We start from the raw sequence: 16,103 nt of genomic DNA, 5'->3' as shown, positions 1-16,103 counted from the left end.
ATCCCTATGCAGGATAGACGGCACCGTCCACCACATGAAATACTTTATTAATTTTAAACTGATTTTCCACAAAGTCATCGATTCCCGTACATGTCACCAATGTCTGGATATCATGTATGCTCTCCAGCAGATAGTGTTGCCTGTTTCCGTCCAGTTCAGACAAGACGTCGTCAAGCAGTAATACCGGCGTATCCTTAATTTCCTGCTTCACCAGCTCTATTTCAGCCAGTTTCAGTGAAAGGGCCGCCGTTCTCTGCTGGCCCTGGGAGCCGAATTTCCTGATATCCACTCCCCCTATCTCAAAGCACAGGTCATCCCTGTGCGGACCTGTCATGGTCATTTTAAGCTTTAAGTCCTTCTCCCTGTTTCTTAAAAGCTGCTTCTCAAAATTGTCAGCCTCTATATTTTTCTCATAGGACACCTTAAGCTCTTCCCTGCCGCCTGAAAGCTTCCTATGGATGCCTTCGATAATTCCGTTGAGCCTGGAGACAAACATCTCCCGCTCTCTTATAAGCTTTGTCCCATACTGAACCAGCTGCATATCCCAGATATCCAGGGTATCCAGATAATCCTGCCTGAATCCTATCTCCTTTAACAGCTTATTCCTCTGGTTCAGTATCTTGTTATAATTTGACAGTTGAAAAAGATAGACCTTATTCAGCTGACAGAGCTGGGCATCCATAAACCTGCGCCTCTCGGAAGGTCCGTTTTTAATGATGTTTAAATCCTCCGGAGAAAAAAACACCATATTGGCTATCCCAAAAAGCTCGCTTGCCTTTCTGATAGGGATCCCGTTGATGGCAATCCCCTTTGTCTTATTCTTTTTAAGATGCATATCGATCTTATATGGACTGTCATTCTTCCGAAGCCTCATCCTCAGATGCGATTCATCCTGGTTGAACTTGATGAGGTCTCTGTCCTTGCTTCCCTTATGGGACTTAGTGGTGCCGCACAGAAACACAGCCTCCAGTATGTTTGTCTTTCCCTGGGCATTGTCTCCGTAGAAAATGTTCGTGCCGCTGTCAAACTTCAGCTTCAGCGAATCATAATTCCGGAAATTATCAAGCCTTATTGATTCTATGACCATGTCTGCACCAACTATTTAACAATTTTTATGGTTTCCCTGTCAAAAGTAACCACATCGCCGTCATACAATTTCTTGCCTCTCTGGCACTCAGTCACACCATTGACAAGGACCTGACCGTCCTGTATCACGCTTTTTGCATCAGCGCCTGTTTCCACAAGCCCGGCAGCCTTGAGCGCCTGGCCAAGTTTAATATATTCATCCCGTAATTTTATTGTTTCCATTGTGCTGCCTTTCTTTTTATCCTCTCCTATGCGGTGAAATTCACCGGAAGTATCAGGTATATATATGACTGCTCTTCATCTCTGATAAAACAGGGTGCTTTCGGGTTTACCAGATAGATAGTCACAGTCTCGTCATCAATAACACGCAGAGCATCAATAAGGAATTTAGGGTTGAATCCGATAAGGATATCCTTGCCTTCCTTCCTGATGTCAATTTCTTCATCCATAGAACCTATCTGTGAATTAATCTTCAGTTCCATGGCCTCATCGCCAATGTGGATAATGATAGGTTTCTTGTCTCCCTCCTTGACAAGCAGGGTAGCCCTGTCTATACAGTCAAGCAGCTCTCTTTTATTGATCTCCACCTTTGTCTCATAATCGCTGGAGAGCATCTGGTCAATCCTGAAATATTCGCCTTCAATAAGTCTGGAAACTACCACTGTATTATTAAATTCAAATACAATATGATTATCTGTAAAGAAAATATCTGCCATATCTTCTGTTTCTCCAGATAAAATCTTACTTATTTCTGTGAGTGTCTTTCCAGGAACGACAACCTTTTTCTTCGGATATTCATTTTTTAGTTCAATTTTACGTATGGAAATCCTGTGTCCGTCCAGGGAAACCACTTTCAGCCTGGAGCCTTCTATCTCAAACAGTTCACCTGTCATCATCTTGTTATTCTCATTAGCTGCAATAGAAAATATGGTCTGGCGGATCACTTCTTTTAATGTGAATTGTGAAAGAGTTATAAAATCATTCTTTTCCACATATGGAAGGTACGAAAAGTCCTCCCCTGATTTTCCCGATATACTGAATTTGGCTTTTTCACATGTAATAAGTGTCTGAAGATTGCTGTCTGTCTCTATTGTTACATCACTGTCAGGCAATTTTCTGATGATCTCTGAAAATATTTTCGCATCAAGAGCAACTATGCCTTTATCAATGATGTTTCCTTCTACTTTTGTCTCAATACCCAGTTCCATATCATTTGATGTAAATTTAATTTCATTAGCAGAGGCATCAATTAAAATACATTCCAGGATCGGCATTGTTGTTTTAGCCGGTACTGCTTTCATTACAATATTGACGCTTTTCAATAAATTAGATTTTGAACAGGTTAATTTCATGTTGTGGATAACTCCCTTCTGGTTTGCTATTAAAATAATTATTAAAAAAGTCCGTAGTCACATCCGTAGAGTGTGTGATTATGTGAATAATTAAGAAAGGCGTTGATGTTAAAGGCTTTTCTTAAGGTGATAAATGTGTTTAAAACGCACGGAAAGCAAAAGTATAAAAAATAATAACTTTTTCTATCCACTTTGGTGCACAAAAAATCCCTCTATTGTTAACATGAAAATGTGGATAACTTTATGAAGGGCTGATCTTCTTCTTCAGCACCTCTATGGTGTTTCTCATAGTATCCGATTTTTCAATTTCTTTTGTTATTTTTTCAGCGCCGTGTATGATGGTAGTGTGGTCACGCTTGCCCATCAGATTTCCGATAGCCTTTAAGGGCGTCTCTGTCATATCCCGGCACAGATACATGGCAATCTGCCGGGGCAGTACGATTTCTGAGTTCCTCTTATTTCCTTTAATATCCTCAGGTTTTATATGAAAGTGCTCTGCCACGATGTCAATGATGAGCTGGGGTGTGATCTCCTTCTTTTCATCAGGCGAGATAATATCCTTCAGGGCTTCCTCGGCCAGAGCTACATTGATTTCACGTTTTTCCAGATTGCTGAAAGCCATGAGTTTATTCAGTGCGCCTTCAAGCTCACGTATATTGGACTTAATGTTTGTTGCGATATACTTGATGACCTCATCATCAATTGTATAGCCGTCCAGCTCCTCTTTTTTGCGGAGTATGGCCATCCTTGTCTCATAATCAGGAGATGAGATGTCGGCAATAAGGCCCCATTCAAACCTGGACCGGAGACGTCCCTCAAGGGTAGCCATCTCTTTTGGCGGTTTATCGGACGAAATGATAATCTGCTTTTTATTGCCGTGCAGGTCATTAAAGGTATGGAAAAATTCTTCCTGAGTGGACTCCTTTCCTATGATAAACTGAATATCGTCGATCAGGAGAACATCGATATTCCTGTATTTTTCACGAAATTTTGTCATTGCCGTGTTATTTCCGTTTCGGATCGCCTCAATCAGTTCATTTGTAAAGGCTTCACTTGTGACATAGAGCACCCGTGTCTCAGGGTTTCTTTCTAATATAAAGTGTGCAATTGAATGCATAAGGTGGGTCTTGCCCAGTCCCACGCCTCCGTATATGAACAGAGGATTATACATTTCTCCGGGAGATTCGGCTACTGCCAGGGAGGCAGCATGGGCAAAATTGTTATTTCCGCCCACCACAAAAGTGTCAAATGTATATTTTGGATTGAGGTTTGCCCTCTCTATACTTTCATTTAATGAGGACGCAGCAGGTTTCTGGGCAGCTTCGATGCTCTGGGCCTGGTCCGGGAGTATAAATTCTATATCATAGTTCCTGCCTGTGATCTCTGCAATTGCCACTTTAATAGGAAGAGTGTACTTCTTACTTATATAATTTAATCCCATCTGCTGGCTCGGAACCAGGATATACACAGTATTCTCCTGTATGCTATGTACTGTCAGCGGCTTCAGCCAGGTACTGAATGAAACCTCCGACAGCTCATGTTCTATTTTTACCGTATATAGGATCTCGTCCCATTTTTCTGCTATGTCGTTCATTGAATATTTCTCCTTACATTCCGATTAGGGTAAAATATTGGAATTTATCCACATTTTGGCCTATTTCCAAGCCAGATTCCTGATTTTGGACGCAATGAGGCCACTGCCTCTGGATATAATATTAAACTAATTTCTGCAATTTATCAATCAAAAATTTTAGAATTGTGAGTAACTTTCCTGATTATGTGGATAACATCCCGTGGAAAAGCGGTGGACAAGGGTGTGGATAGATGTGAATGCATGTGATTATAGGTTTTGGTTTCCACATAGATGTGAATAACTGTGAAAATGTGTATTAACATAGCTGAGACCTTGAAAATAAAGGATATGTGAATAATTATCAATATATTTTCACAGCTGGTCCAAAAGTTATGCACAAGTTATCCACATTGTGTGGATAACGTTACGTAAACTGGTGTGGATAGTGGAAATTATTTTTAAAAAATATAAAAAAATCAAGTATTTACTTGACTTCCCATAATTTTATGAATATAATTGAAATGATGTTTTTTAACAAAAAAAACTGTTTACCATTTCGAATAGATATGAGGGGCAGATAAAGGAGGTGCCAGATTATGAAAATGACATTCCAACCAAAAAAACGCTCAAGATCAAAAGTTCATGGATTCAGAGCTAGGATGAGTACAAAAGGCGGAAGAAAAGTTTTAGCTGCCAGAAGAGCAAAAGGAAGAAAAACATTATCAGCATAGGCCGCATATTTGTGGCCTTTTCTTCTCTTTGTAAAACTTGATAAGGATGGCTTTATGAAATTTTCAGAATCGTTGAAAAAGAACAGGGATTTCCAGACGGTATACAGGAAAGGCAGTTCCAGAGCTAATAAATATCTGGTGATGTATATTGCCGAAAATAACCTGGAGAGGAACCGTTTGGGGATATCTGTAAGTAAGAAGGTCGGGAACAGTGTCGTGAGACATCATCTGACAAGACTGTTAAGGGAAAGCTATCGCCTGCATGAAGAAGAGTTTAAATGTGGATATGATATAATAACAGTTGCCAGGCCCACAGCAAAGAGTATAAGCTACAGGGAAATGGAGAGTGCGCTTCTGCATCTGGCCGGGCTTCATAAAATATTAACAGAAAAGATCTGATGGATATGAAAAAAATATTAATCACTATGATTAAATTATATAGAAAATATTTATCACCACTAAAGAGGACAAAATGCCCTTATATTCCTACCTGTTCTACATACGGGCTGGAAGCGATTGAGAAATATGGTGCAATTAAAGGAACGATTCTGGCCTGCTGGAGAATACTGCGGTGTAATCCGTTTTCAAAGGGCGGTTATGATCCGGTTCCGTAAAATCCGTAGAAGAGGTAAGAATCAGGAGGAACAATCACAATGTTATTAACAAAGAGTACAACATTTATTCTGGGACCGATAGCCAGTGTCCTGGGCTATATTATGAATGCCATTTTCAGCTTCTTAAGCTTGATGACAATTCAGAATATAGGTCTCACAATTATTTTGTTTACATTTATCATCTATATGCTGATGATGCCGCTGACAATTAAGCAGCAGAAATTTTCAAAGCTTTCAGCTAAGATGAACCCGGAACTTCAGGCAATACAGAAGAAATATAAAGATAAAAAGGACCAGGCGTCCATGATGAAGATGAATGAGGAGACCCAGGCAGTTTATGGGAAGTATGGCGTGTCTCCTATGGGAAGCTGTCTCCAGCTTTTGATTCAGATGCCGATCCTCTTTGCATTGTATAAAGTAATCTGGAATGTGCCGGCATACGTTACACAGGTAAAAGATGCGTTTATCCCCCTGGTGGACAAGCTGGCTGGCAATAGTGCAGCTCAGACATTTTTAAATGATTATGCAGCCCAGGCCCAGGTCAACTTTGAAAAGATGGGCTTTACAGCTGATTCCATTGTGGATGTCCTCTATAAGTTTAAACCGGAAAACTGGACAGCGCTTTCATCTCAGTTTCCTGATCTGTCATCAGTAATAGGCAGTGTTCAGGGGCAAGTGGACCACATGAACTATTTCCTGGGACTGAATATAGCAGATTCACCGTTCAGTATTATACAGAGCGGTATGGCTTCAGGAGCAATCTTGCTTGTAATAGGGGCGCTTCTTGTACCTGTTCTGGCAGGTGTGACTCAGTGGCTTAATACAAAGCTGATTCCTCAGGCTGATACGGGCAACCAGAATACAGGCACTATGGGCAATACCATGAAAACAATGAATACAGTAATGCCTATCATGTCAGCTGTATTTTGTTTTACACTTCCTGTAGGTATGGGCTTATACTGGATCGCAGGTGCTGTAATACGTTCTGTCCAGCAGGTGATCGTGAACAAGCATATGGACAAAGTGGATGTGGATGAGCTTGTTAAGAAGAATCTGGATAAAGTTAATAAGAAACGTGCTAAACAGGGGCTGCCGCCTCAGAAGATTACAAATCAGGCAAAAACTAATGTAAAGAATATCCAGAATCCTCAGAACAGCCAGAAAAAGCAGATCACTGCTGAGGAAAGAGCAAAAACCATTGAGAAGTCTACAGAGTACTACAAGAGCGGCAGTGCGAAGCCGGGAAGCATTGCGTCTAAGGCGAGGATGGTAGAACAGTTCAACGAGAAGAATAAGAAAAAATAAATTAGGAGGGCTTGTTATGGAGGAGTATATCAGAGTTTCAGCGAAGACTGTGGACGATGCTATAACAGAAGCATTGATTCAGCTGGAAACCACCAGTGATAACATTGAGTATGAAGTGCTTGAAACTGGAAGTTCAGGATTTTTCGGTATAGGCAGCAAGCCGGCTGTTATCAGAGCCAGAAGAAAGAAATCTGAGGATGAGCTGTTTGCTGAACTTAAGCTTCAGGAAGAGAAGAAGGCTGAAGTCAGGAAGCAGGAGGCCAGAAAACCGGAGCCGAAGAGACAGGAAGTAAAGAAATCTGAGCCCAGGAAACAGGAAATCAAAAGAGAAGAGAAAAAAGAAGAGCCTAAAAAAACAGACGTCAGAAAGACAGAACCGAAAGTCCCCGTAAATGAAGAAGAAGCAATTTCCCGTGCCAAAAAGTTTTTAGATGATGTCTTTAAGTCAATGGACATGAATGTGCAGATAAACGCCGTGTTTGAAGATGACAATATGATCGTAGATCTTTCAGGCGATGATATGGGAATATTGATTGGAAAAAGAGGACAGACGCTTGATTCACTTCAGTATCTGACCAGCCTTGTTGTAAATAAAGGGAAATCAGCGTATGTAAGGGTTAAAGTGGATACTGAGAATTACCGGAACAGAAGGAAGGAAACTCTTGAGAACCTTGCAAGGAACATTGCAGGAAAAGTAAAGAGGACCAGAAAGCCGGTGTTCCTTGAGCCTATGAATCCGTATGAGAGAAGGATCATACATTCCGCGCTTCAGAACGATCCTTATGTGTCAACACACAGCGAGGGTGAAGAGCCTTACCGCAAGGTTGTAATTACTTTAAAAAAATAAATACAGCAGTATATAAGAGAATGTTATTCCTGGTCAAAGCACGAATAATCAATAGGATTGGTTAATTATGCCCGGAAATAACATTCTTTTTTAGTGTCAGGAGGTATTTTTATGCAGGGAGATACAATAGCGGCTGTCTCTACGGCCATGAGCAGTTCAGGGATAGGCATAATCAGGATAAGCGGGAGTGAATCATTTGCCATCGCTGACAGGATCTACAGTTCAAAGGGTGGCAGGAAGAGGCTGTCTGACCAGAAATCCCATACTATACATTACGGTTTTATAAAAGACGGGGATGAGGTAATAGATGAAGTACTTGTGATGCTGATGAGAGGGCCAAGGAGTTACACCGCCGAGGATACAGTTGAAATAAACTGCCACGGAGGTGTCTACGCTATGAGGAGGGTCCTTGATACAGCTGTAAAAAACGGGGCCAGACCTGCAGAGCCGGGAGAGTTTACTAAGAGAGCTTTTTTGAATGGAAGACTTGACCTGTCCCAGGCAGAGGCCGTCATGGATATTATACAGGCTAAAAATGAATATGCGCTAAAGAGTTCTCTCAGCCAGTTGAAGGGGTCTGTGAGGGAGGCAGTCAGGAGCATCAGGGAGAAGATCATATATCATATTGCATATATTGAGTCAGCCCTTGATGATCCGGAGCATATCAGTCTGGAGGGATATCCCGGAGAACTGGACAGTGTAGTTGATGAACTGCAGGGAAAGCTGGGCAGGCTGATTGATTCTGCTGAGGACGGCAGGGTCATGGCAGAGGGCATCCGGACAGTCATAGTGGGCAAACCAAATGCAGGCAAGTCTTCTCTTATGAATCTGCTTGTGGGGGAAGAGAGAGCCATCGTCACTGACATAGCGGGGACCACAAGAGATATCCTGGAGGAGAATATAAGCCTGTCAGGCATCAGCCTGAACATAATAGATACGGCAGGGATCAGGGATACAAAGGATGTGGTGGAACAGATCGGCGTATCCAGGGCAAAGGAGTATGCGAAGGATGCAGATCTCATCATTTATGTAGTGGATGCATCTACTGGTCTCGATGACAATGATGAGCAGATCATAGAGATGCTCAGAGGAAGGCAGGCTATCGTACTGTTAAATAAAGCAGATCTGGAGGCTGTTACTACAGAAGAGATGCTCTCTGATAAGGTGGAAGGACCTGTCATATCTATATCAGTTAAAGAAAATACAGGAATCGGAGAGCTGGAAAACCAGCTGAAGAGTATGTTTTATAAAGGAGATATTTCCTTTAATGATGAGGTGTATATTACTAATATAAGGCATAAGGCGGCTCTTGTCAGCGCTAAAGAGAGTCTTTCTCAGGTGAGGGACAGCATAGCAGTGGGAATGCCGGAGGATTTTTATTCTATAGACCTGATGAGCGCCTATGAAGAGCTTGGAACTATTATAGGTGAGAGTGTCGGGGAAGACCTTGTAAATGAAATATTCAGCAAATTCTGCATGGGTAAGTGAAAAGGAGGGGCGGCAGCCGTCAGATGAGGCTGCCGTTTCAGAGAAAGGAAAAGACAGATGAACACGTTGGTTGAAAATACAGATATTGTTGTGGTGGGAGCAGGACATGCAGGCTGTGAGGCGGCGCTGGCATGTGCAAGGCTGGGGCTGGATACCATAGTATTTACTGTCAGTGTAGACAGTATTGCGCTGATGCCCTGTAATCCTAATATCGGCGGCAGCTCAAAGGGACACCTGGTCAGGGAGATAGACGCCCTGGGAGGCGAGATGGGCAAAAATATAGACAGGACATTCATACAGTCTAAGATGCTCAATAAATCAAAAGGGCCGGCAGTACATTCACTCAGGGCGCAGGCGGACAAGGCAGAGTACAGCAGGAGAATGAGGAAAATCCTTGAAAATACCGACCATCTTCAGATCGTTCAGGCAGAGGTGACGGAGATCATTGTAGAAGACGGTGTGTTAAAAGGGGTAAAGACATATTCCGGAGCTGTATATAACTGCAGGGCATGTATACTCTGTACAGGCACGTATTTAAAGGCCAGGTGTATATATGGGGATGTGAGTACCTATACAGGGCCAAACGGCCTTCAGGCTGCAAACTATCTGACAGATTCACTAAAGGCAAATGGGGTGGAGATGTACAGGTTTAAGACAGGGACGCCGGCCAGGATAGATAAAAGATCTGTAGATTTTTCTAAGATGGAAGAGCAGTTCGGGGATGAGAGGATAGTACCGTTTTCTTTTTCTACTGACCCTGAAGAGGTTCAGATCGAACAGGAATCCTGTTGGCTGACTTATACAAATAAAAAGACACATGAGATAATACGTGCAAATCTGGACAGATCACCTCTGTATTCAGGTATGATAGAAGGTACCGGCCCCAGGTACTGTCCGTCCATAGAAGATAAAGTGGTTAAATTCGCGGATAAGGACAGACATCAGGTTTTTATTGAGCCAGAAGGCCTGCACACAAATGAAATGTATGTGGGAGGGATGTCCAGCTCACTGCCGGAGGATGTCCAGCATGAAATGTATCACTCTGTGCCTGGGCTTGAGAATGCAAAAATAGTGAGAAATGCGTATGCTATAGAATATGACTGTATCAATCCCAGACAGCTGTCAGCCACTCTTGAGTTTAAATCTATAAGAGGACTGTTCAGCGGAGGTCAATTCAATGGAAGCTCTGGGTATGAGGAGGCAGCTGCCCAGGGACTTGTAGCAGGCATAAATGCTGCACTGGAAGTAAAAGGCAGGGAACAGATCATTCTGGACCGTTCACAATCTTATATAGGAGTTTTGATAGATGATCTTGTTACAAAAGAGAACAGAGAGCCATACAGGATGATGACATCAAGATCAGAGTACAGGCTTCTGCTGAGACAGGACAATGCCGATCTGAGGCTGACACCTGTGGGGCATGAGGCAGGGCTTGTCTCAGACGAGGTATACAGGGCTCTGCTGGAAAAAAAGAAGATGATAGAAGATGAGATAAACCGTGTGGAGAATCTCCATGTAGGGGCAAATAAGACGGTGCAGAGCTTCCTTGAGGCCCACGGCAGCACACCTCTTAAGACAAGTGTCACTATGGGAGATCTTGTAAGGCGCCCTGAGCTGGATTATGAGATGCTTAAGGAAATAGATGAGGACAGGCCCGAACTGCCCTGGCAGGCAGGAGAGCAGGTAAATATAAATATTAAGTACGAGGGATATATAAAACGCCAGTTAAAGCAGGTAGAGCAGTTCAGGAAGCTGGAGGAAAAGAAGATACCGCCGGATATTGACTATGATGATATACAGAGTCTGCGCATCGAAGCGAGACAGAAGCTCAAGCTGTATGGTCCGGTTTCAATAGGGCAGGCTTCCAGAATATCGGGTGTATCGCCAGCGGATATCTCAGTTTTACTCGTATATCTGGAGCAGAGAAGATACAGAGGAGGGCAGTAGTATGGAGAAGATAGAAAAGAACCACGTTTTGACGGAAGGGTGTGAATCTCTGGGAATTCAGCTTTCTAAAAAACAGGAAGAACAGTTTGCAAATTATTACAACATATTGATTGAATGGAATCAAGTGATGAATCTCACAGGGATTACTGATTATGATGAGGTCATGAGAAAGCATTTTGTTGACAGTCTCTCAATAGTAAAAGCTATTGATATTAATAAACGCAGCGCTCTTTTGGACGTAGGAACCGGGGCAGGTTTTCCGGGCCTTCCACTGAAAATCGTGTATCCTCATCTGAGAGTTGTGCTTCTGGATTCTCTGAATAAAAGGATAAATTTTTTAAATGAAGTGACGGCAAAGCTGGGTCTTACAGGAATAGAGACAATACATGGGAGAGCTGAGGACTATGCAAGGCAGAAGGACTACAGGGAGCAGTTTGATATTGTAGTATCCAGGGCGGTTGCAAATCTGGCATCACTGTCTGAATATTGTATACCGTATACAAAAAACAAGGGACTGTTTATATCATATAAATCGGGAAATGTGGATACAGAATACAAAGAGGCAAAAAAAGCAGTTTTTTTATTGGGGGGCAGAGAAAAAGAGGTAGTTAAATTTATGCTGCCGGGCAGTGATATAGAGAGAAGTCTGGTAGTTATAGAAAAGGTTAAGAGTACCCCTAAAACTTATCCCAGAAAAGCAGGACTTCCCGCCAAAGAACCCATAAAATAAATGCAGGCTCAGCATCAAACACGCTCTGACGGGAATAAATAAAAATACCGCTTCCCTCACTGTATATGTTAACAGTGCAGGAAGCGGTATTTTCTGTCTTATAAGAACAAACTCATATGCTGGTAAAGTTCATCTGGTGTTTCAAGCTGAGGCAGCATTTTAGCATCATTGATATAATCTGCTTCAATTGACGGATTCACAGCCAGATAACTATCGGCAACAGCGATACTGTCATCACGTTTTTTTCCGTTGATTATAAATATACTGTTATTGATCTCTTTTAATGCATGGCTTATATTTGCATTTACATAGAATCCATTCAGGCTGGAGAGAAGATATTTGCCGCCGCTTTTGCCAAGGTGTGCTGCTTCATGATAGGCGTCTATATAACGCTGCTGCAGTCTGAAAGGATTATATAAGTATTTTTCAGTAAAGCTATATTCTATATTGCTTCTGTTGACAATTATGTTGTATACGGCTGTTCCGATTATGGGCATATCCAGAATAAACTTAGTAACTTTTGATCTCTTACCGGGTATACTGCTGAGTTTCATAAGACTTTCCGGATTGATCATGACAATTCTGTTAAAGAGCGCGGGATCATTATGACAGGCCATCACAACAAAGCTGGAACTGATACCGGTTGCAGCGACATCTGTCTTCTGTCCAATCACCTGTTTTACAAAATCTGATACCAGCTGGACATAGAGAAAATTCGTATATGTCATGTTTGGTTTATCGGAACGTCCACAGCCAATTAAATCAATCGCATACACAGTGTGATCTTTAGAAAATTTCCTGATTACTTCATGCCACTCATAGGCAGAAGAATACGGGGCTAAATCGTGGATCAGCAGCAGAGGCGATCCACTCCCTGTTTTTGTATAATATATATTTCCAAAGCGCCAGTCAAAATGTTTTCCGGCACGTGGCTTTAGTAGATTATTCACAGTTGCTGCAGCACTGATAAAGTGATTAATCAGGTGCAAAAGCCCCATTGCGAGAGTAGTTACGATAAACGTTGTTTTTACTTTGTTTTTCATATGGGTAATGCACTCCTTTCAGATGAGAATATATAGTATATTATAGTCCAAAACGACCGAAGATACAATCTTTTTATTTACCTGTCGCGGGAGTCAAAGTTAGCTGAGTTACTGTTCACTCTGTGACCAGTAACACGCTTCGCGATGCACAGAAACGGCCAAAAGCGCCGTTTCGCGCTGCAGCCCTCGGGATTTTCGTGCAAAATACGCACGAAAACACCTCGCGGGACGGTGACGTGTGAATGGTAACTCAGCTGGTTACTATTCACAGAGTGTACAGTAACTTTGGCTATTCTGATTATAGGGTTTGCAAATATCTCTAAATTAAGCTATTATATATAATATGTAAAGAAACTTTAAAATCATGTGTTCTAAAATACCTGTGAAAGGAAGATGATATAAAATGCTGGAAGAATATATATATGGAAACTTGAAAGAAATTAATGAAGAACTTGAAAAGATAGATGAACAGTATAATAAGAATAAAAGTGAGCAAGATATACTTAAAATGGAAATACGTAAAATACAGGAGGAGTCTGATATAGATTTTGAAATATTTTCTCCCAGAAATTCAGGAAATGTTTATAAAAATAAAGTCAGTACTATGAGTGAAAAGCTCCGGTTGATTAAGATTGAAAATGATAAACTGGACGAAAAGAAAATCGTGTATTCCGATAAAAAGAAATTGTTTGAGGCGCTTAAGGAAGATTATGAAAAATTAAAAAAGTAGGTTTTTAATGAAATCTGTAAAAGCACAGAAACAGCTGACTGCAGAATTATTGAGCTGTTTCTGTATTTTTTGGCTGTTACGAATTAAAATTAATTAATAGTAAGAGAGTATATTAACTCTTTTACAGTTTCGTTACTTTTAGGGTATGTTCTTGTGCCGTCACTACTTTCCAATGTAAGGCCTAATTTTTCCATTAACCTATACGAGTTGGTATTTCTATAATCACAATTTGCAGTTAATTTAGTAACACCTAATTCATTTATGGCAAAGTCTTTAACAGCAGCAGCAGCTTCCAAAGCGTAACCTTTTTTCCAATATTTCTTGTTAACGATCCACCCAAGTTCGCCTTCTGATTTGTCCTTATTTAGTGCAACAGATACAGCTCCTATTTGTGTTTCATTAAGTATAATTGCAAATTCATAGAAATCAGGATTTTCTTTTGACCATTCCTCAGTAACCCTTGTTAAAAATTGAATTGTTTTTTCTTTAGTATCATGAGGCAGCCAAATCATAAATGTTGAGTTTTCTTCGTCTGATGAATACTTATAGACTGTTTCTAAATCTTTAAGCCTTAGTGGACGTAATAACAGCCTGTTTGTTTTGATTTCATAGTACATAAGGGTTACCTCCAAAGATAAATTGATTTTAAAATGATTTGTAATTGTTTAGTACCTTCACAGTTACATGCAAAAATACATTTTAAATTGCCTGCGGATAGAAATTTTGCACTCTTGACTCATTTTTTACAGACCGTGTAGTAAATGCAAAGACCTGTTGTATAGTTACAGTGATTTTACATTGTATCTGTGAAAAAAGCAATCTAAAAGATTAAATGTAGTAAGAATGTTTCACGTGAAACATTCTTACAAATATTAATTTTTACTAAAAAATGTTTCACGTGAAACATTTGCTATAGCCTTATAAGAAAAAGGATGCTATAATGAGACCGTGATAGAAAAGGGGGATTTAATAATATGGGAAGAACCATTGTTATTGCCAATCAGAAAGGCGGAGTTGGAAAGACAACTACAGCTATAAACTTATCCGCATCTCTGGCCGAACTTGGTCAGAAAGTTATGATTATAGATATGGATCCCCAGGGAAATACTACTAGTGGACTAGGAGTTGAAAAAGAAGAACTGGAAAATACAGTTTACGAGTTATTGCTAGGCGAAACAAGTATAGAAAACTGCATGATAAAAGATGCTTTTGAAAATTTAACTATAGTTCCTTCTAATATTAATCTGGCGGCAGCGGAAATTGAATTAATTGGTGTTGATGAAAAAGAGTATATATTAAAAAAAGAAGTGGAAAAGATAAAAAAAGATTATGATTTTGTTCTAATTGATTGTCCGCCGTCTTTAAGTATGCTTACAATTAACTCTATGTGTGCTGCAGATACAGTTTTGGTTCCTATACAATGTGAATATTATGCGTTGGAAGGACTTACACAGCTGATGCATACTATTAATCTTGTGCAGGAGCGCTTAAATCCGGAGCTTGAAATAGAAGGTGTGGTTTTTACCATGTATGATGCCAGAACAAATCTTTCATTACAAGTAGTGGAAAATGTGAAAAGTAATCTTAAACAGAATATCTATAAGACAATTATTCCGAGAAATATAAGACTGGCTGAAGCTCCGAGCTATGGCAAGCCTATAACAGAATACGATCCTAAGTCTACCGGCGCCGAAAGTTATCGGTTACTGGCGGAAGAGGTTATACATAGAGGAGAAGAAGAATGGCAGTAAAGAAAACAGGTTTGGGAAAGGGGCTTGATTCTCTTATTCAGATACAGAGCCCAAAGAAAGCTGCATCTGAACCAAAACAATCGGCTGTAGTTGAAAAGGTAGTAAAAAAAGAAGAAGTGATGTTGAAAATAACTGAAATTGAGCCAAACAGAGAACAGCCCAGAAAAAGCTTTGATGAAGATTCACTTCTGGAGCTGGCAGAGTCAATCAAGCAGTTTGGAGTTATACAGCCATTAATTGTACAGAAAAAAGATGATTATTATGAAATAATTGCAGGCGAAAGAAGATGGCGGGCTGCAAAACTGGCAGGGTTAAAAGAAATTCCAGTTATAGTAAAACAGTATACAGAACAGGAAATCGTAGAAATCTCATTGATTGAAAATATTCAAAGAGAAAATTTAAATCCTATAGAAGAGGCACAGGCATATAAAAGGCTGCTGACAGAATTTAAATTAAAACAGGATGAAGTTGCCGAAAGAGTTTCTAAAAGCCGTACAGCTGTCACTAATTCAATGAGGCTGCTGAAATTGGATGAGCGAGTACAGCAGATGGTCATAGATGATATGATTTCTACAGGACATGCAAGAGCGCTGCTAGCATTAGAAGATAAAGATCAGCAGTATCATGTAGCTACCAGAATTTTTGATGAAAAACTGAGTGTGAGGGAAACTGAAAGGCTCATGAAGAGCCTGCAGAGCCGCGAACAAAAGGAAGTAAAGAAAAAACCAGAGATAGAGAACGCTTTTATATATAAAGATATAGAAGAAAAAATAAAAGGAATTTTGGGTACCAAAGTTTATGTAAATCATAAAACAGGCAACAAAGGAAAAATAGAAATAGAATATTATTCTAATGAAGAGCTGGAGCGGCTTCTGGAATTATTCGAAACAATTAAATAGAGGAGAA

General features: G+C 40.5%; 17 protein-coding genes. 11 read left to right on the top strand and 6 right to left on the bottom strand.

The genetic code is table 11. The features are described from left to right. Positions 1-4: 4 nt before the first annotated feature. The 4 genes from recF to dnaA form a co-directional block, all read right to left on the bottom strand. Positions 5-1,087 (bottom strand): DNA replication/repair protein RecF, encoded by a 1,083-nt coding sequence (gene recF, locus NSB28_RS21830; RefSeq protein WP_109748617.1) that lies wholly within the window; start codon positions 1,085-1,087, stop codon positions 5-7. Between the two features lie 11 nt (positions 1,088-1,098). Next, the gene (locus tag NSB28_RS21825) at positions 1,099-1,308 is read right to left on the bottom strand and encodes an RNA-binding S4 domain-containing protein (RefSeq protein ID WP_109748618.1); all 210 of its coding nucleotides are present in this window, start codon (positions 1,306-1,308) and stop codon (positions 1,099-1,101) included. Between the two features lie 26 nt (positions 1,309-1,334). Then, the gene (gene dnaN / locus NSB28_RS21820; protein ID WP_109748619.1) at positions 1,335-2,438 is read right to left on the bottom strand and encodes a DNA polymerase III subunit beta; all 1,104 of its coding nucleotides are present in this window, start codon (positions 2,436-2,438) and stop codon (positions 1,335-1,337) included. A 241-nt stretch (positions 2,439-2,679) separates the two neighbouring features. Then, a complete protein-coding gene (gene dnaA / locus NSB28_RS21815) occupies positions 2,680-4,032 on the bottom strand; it encodes a chromosomal replication initiator protein DnaA (protein ID WP_109748620.1) in 1,353 nt (450 codons plus the stop codon). Positions 4,033-4,607: 575 nt separating this feature from the next. Between dnaA and rpmH the strand changes: the two genes are divergently transcribed. The 8 genes from rpmH to rsmG all read left to right on the top strand — a co-directional run bounded on the left by rpmH (position 4,608) and on the right by rsmG (position 11,673). After that, positions 4,608-4,742, top strand: coding sequence for a 50S ribosomal protein L34 (rpmH, locus tag NSB28_RS21810; RefSeq protein ID WP_109748621.1), 135 nt, complete (start codon positions 4,608-4,610; stop codon positions 4,740-4,742). Positions 4,743-4,796: 54 nt separating this feature from the next. Continuing rightward, entirely contained in the window at positions 4,797-5,141 is a 345-nt protein-coding gene (rnpA, locus tag NSB28_RS21805; protein WP_109748666.1) for a ribonuclease P protein component, read from the top strand. A 5-nt stretch (positions 5,142-5,146) separates the two neighbouring features. Further along, positions 5,147-5,356, top strand: a complete 210-nt coding sequence (gene yidD / locus NSB28_RS21800; RefSeq protein ID WP_109748667.1) for a membrane protein insertion efficiency factor YidD — start codon at positions 5,147-5,149, stop codon at positions 5,354-5,356. Between the two features lie 39 nt (positions 5,357-5,395). Continuing rightward, positions 5,396-6,661 (top strand): YidC/Oxa1 family membrane protein insertase, encoded by a 1,266-nt coding sequence (locus NSB28_RS21795; RefSeq protein ID WP_109748622.1) that lies wholly within the window; start codon positions 5,396-5,398, stop codon positions 6,659-6,661. A 16-nt stretch (positions 6,662-6,677) separates the two neighbouring features. Next, entirely contained in the window at positions 6,678-7,508 is an 831-nt protein-coding gene (gene jag / locus NSB28_RS21790; protein WP_109748623.1) for an RNA-binding cell elongation regulator Jag/EloR, read from the top strand. A gap of 111 nt (positions 7,509-7,619) precedes the next feature. After that, a complete protein-coding gene (mnmE, locus tag NSB28_RS21785; protein WP_109748624.1) occupies positions 7,620-8,996 on the top strand; it encodes a tRNA uridine-5-carboxymethylaminomethyl(34) synthesis GTPase MnmE in 1,377 nt (458 codons plus the stop codon). A gap of 57 nt (positions 8,997-9,053) precedes the next feature. Then, positions 9,054-10,943, top strand: a complete 1,890-nt coding sequence (mnmG, locus tag NSB28_RS21780; RefSeq protein WP_109748625.1) for a tRNA uridine-5-carboxymethylaminomethyl(34) synthesis enzyme MnmG — start codon at positions 9,054-9,056, stop codon at positions 10,941-10,943. 1 nt (position 10,944) lies between these two features. After that, positions 10,945-11,673: a 16S rRNA (guanine(527)-N(7))-methyltransferase RsmG gene (rsmG, locus tag NSB28_RS21775; RefSeq protein ID WP_109748626.1), complete on the top strand. Its 729-nt coding sequence runs from the start codon at positions 10,945-10,947 to the stop codon at positions 11,671-11,673. A gap of 98 nt (positions 11,674-11,771) precedes the next feature. On the opposite strand, the gene NSB28_RS21770 is transcribed toward rsmG, so the two are convergent. Further along, positions 11,772-12,716 (bottom strand): alpha/beta fold hydrolase, encoded by a 945-nt coding sequence (locus NSB28_RS21770; protein ID WP_257497911.1) that lies wholly within the window; start codon positions 12,714-12,716, stop codon positions 11,772-11,774. Between the two features lie 403 nt (positions 12,717-13,119). On the opposite strand from NSB28_RS21770, the gene NSB28_RS21765 reads away from it, so the two are divergent. Next, on the top strand, positions 13,120-13,446 hold the full coding sequence (locus NSB28_RS21765; protein ID WP_109748628.1) for a hypothetical protein: 327 nt from the start codon (positions 13,120-13,122) through the stop codon (positions 13,444-13,446). Between the two features lie 89 nt (positions 13,447-13,535). Here NSB28_RS21765 and NSB28_RS21760 read toward each other — a convergent pair whose 3' ends face one another. Then, positions 13,536-14,063: a GNAT family N-acetyltransferase gene (locus tag NSB28_RS21760; protein ID WP_109748629.1), complete on the bottom strand. Its 528-nt coding sequence runs from the start codon at positions 14,061-14,063 to the stop codon at positions 13,536-13,538. 357 nt (positions 14,064-14,420) lie between these two features. Between NSB28_RS21760 and NSB28_RS21755 the strand changes: the two genes are divergently transcribed. Both NSB28_RS21755 and NSB28_RS21750 read left to right on the top strand, forming a co-directional pair. Further along, a complete protein-coding gene (locus tag NSB28_RS21755; RefSeq protein ID WP_109748630.1) occupies positions 14,421-15,197 on the top strand; it encodes a ParA family protein in 777 nt (258 codons plus the stop codon). After that, complete coding sequence (locus NSB28_RS21750; protein WP_109748631.1) at positions 15,188-16,096, top strand: ParB/RepB/Spo0J family partition protein; 909 nt, start codon at positions 15,188-15,190, stop codon at positions 16,094-16,096. The genes NSB28_RS21755 and NSB28_RS21750 overlap by 10 nt, the downstream gene beginning before the upstream one ends. The last annotated feature ends 7 nt before the right edge of the window (positions 16,097-16,103 follow it).

Origin of the sequence: Murimonas intestini, from assembly GCF_024622195.1 — a bacterium.
Lineage (GTDB): Bacteria > Bacillota > Clostridia > Lachnospirales > Lachnospiraceae > Murimonas > Murimonas intestini.
Note: the sequence above shows the minus strand (reverse complement) of the source record. Positions and strands in the feature narration are given on the sequence as shown.

What these genes read in the sequence shown, in the direction of transcription:
- jag (WP_109748623.1), top strand. Translation starts at nt 6,678, where the DNA reads ATGGAGGAGTATATCAGAGTTTCAGCGAAGACTGTGGACGATGCTATA.
- mnmG (WP_109748625.1), top strand. Translation starts at nt 9,054, where the DNA reads ATGAACACGTTGGTTGAAAATACAGATATTGTTGTGGTGGGAGCAGGA.
- mnmE (WP_109748624.1), top strand. Translation starts at nt 7,620, where the DNA reads ATGCAGGGAGATACAATAGCGGCTGTCTCTACGGCCATGAGCAGTTCA.
- dnaN (WP_109748619.1), bottom strand. Translation starts at nt 2,438, where the DNA reads ATGAAATTAACCTGTTCAAAATCTAATTTATTGAAAAGCGTCAATATT.
- dnaA (WP_109748620.1), bottom strand. Translation starts at nt 4,032, where the DNA reads ATGAACGACATAGCAGAAAAATGGGACGAGATCCTATATACGGTAAAA.
- recF (WP_109748617.1), bottom strand. Translation starts at nt 1,087, where the DNA reads ATGGTCATAGAATCAATAAGGCTTGATAATTTCCGGAATTATGATTCG.
- NSB28_RS21750 (WP_109748631.1), top strand. Translation starts at nt 15,188, where the DNA reads ATGGCAGTAAAGAAAACAGGTTTGGGAAAGGGGCTTGATTCTCTTATT.
- NSB28_RS21760 (WP_109748629.1), bottom strand. Translation starts at nt 14,063, where the DNA reads ATGTACTATGAAATCAAAACAAACAGGCTGTTATTACGTCCACTAAGG.
- NSB28_RS21755 (WP_109748630.1), top strand. Translation starts at nt 14,421, where the DNA reads ATGGGAAGAACCATTGTTATTGCCAATCAGAAAGGCGGAGTTGGAAAG.
- rsmG (WP_109748626.1), top strand. Translation starts at nt 10,945, where the DNA reads ATGGAGAAGATAGAAAAGAACCACGTTTTGACGGAAGGGTGTGAATCT.
- NSB28_RS21765 (WP_109748628.1), top strand. Translation starts at nt 13,120, where the DNA reads ATGCTGGAAGAATATATATATGGAAACTTGAAAGAAATTAATGAAGAA.
- NSB28_RS21825 (WP_109748618.1), bottom strand. Translation starts at nt 1,308, where the DNA reads ATGGAAACAATAAAATTACGGGATGAATATATTAAACTTGGCCAGGCG.
- rpmH (WP_109748621.1), top strand. Translation starts at nt 4,608, where the DNA reads ATGAAAATGACATTCCAACCAAAAAAACGCTCAAGATCAAAAGTTCAT.
- rnpA (WP_109748666.1), top strand. Translation starts at nt 4,797, where the DNA reads ATGAAATTTTCAGAATCGTTGAAAAAGAACAGGGATTTCCAGACGGTA.
- NSB28_RS21770 (WP_257497911.1), bottom strand. Translation starts at nt 12,716, where the DNA reads ATGAAAAACAAAGTAAAAACAACGTTTATCGTAACTACTCTCGCAATG.
- NSB28_RS21795 (WP_109748622.1), top strand. Translation starts at nt 5,396, where the DNA reads ATGTTATTAACAAAGAGTACAACATTTATTCTGGGACCGATAGCCAGT.
- yidD (WP_109748667.1), top strand. Translation starts at nt 5,147, where the DNA reads ATGAAAAAAATATTAATCACTATGATTAAATTATATAGAAAATATTTA.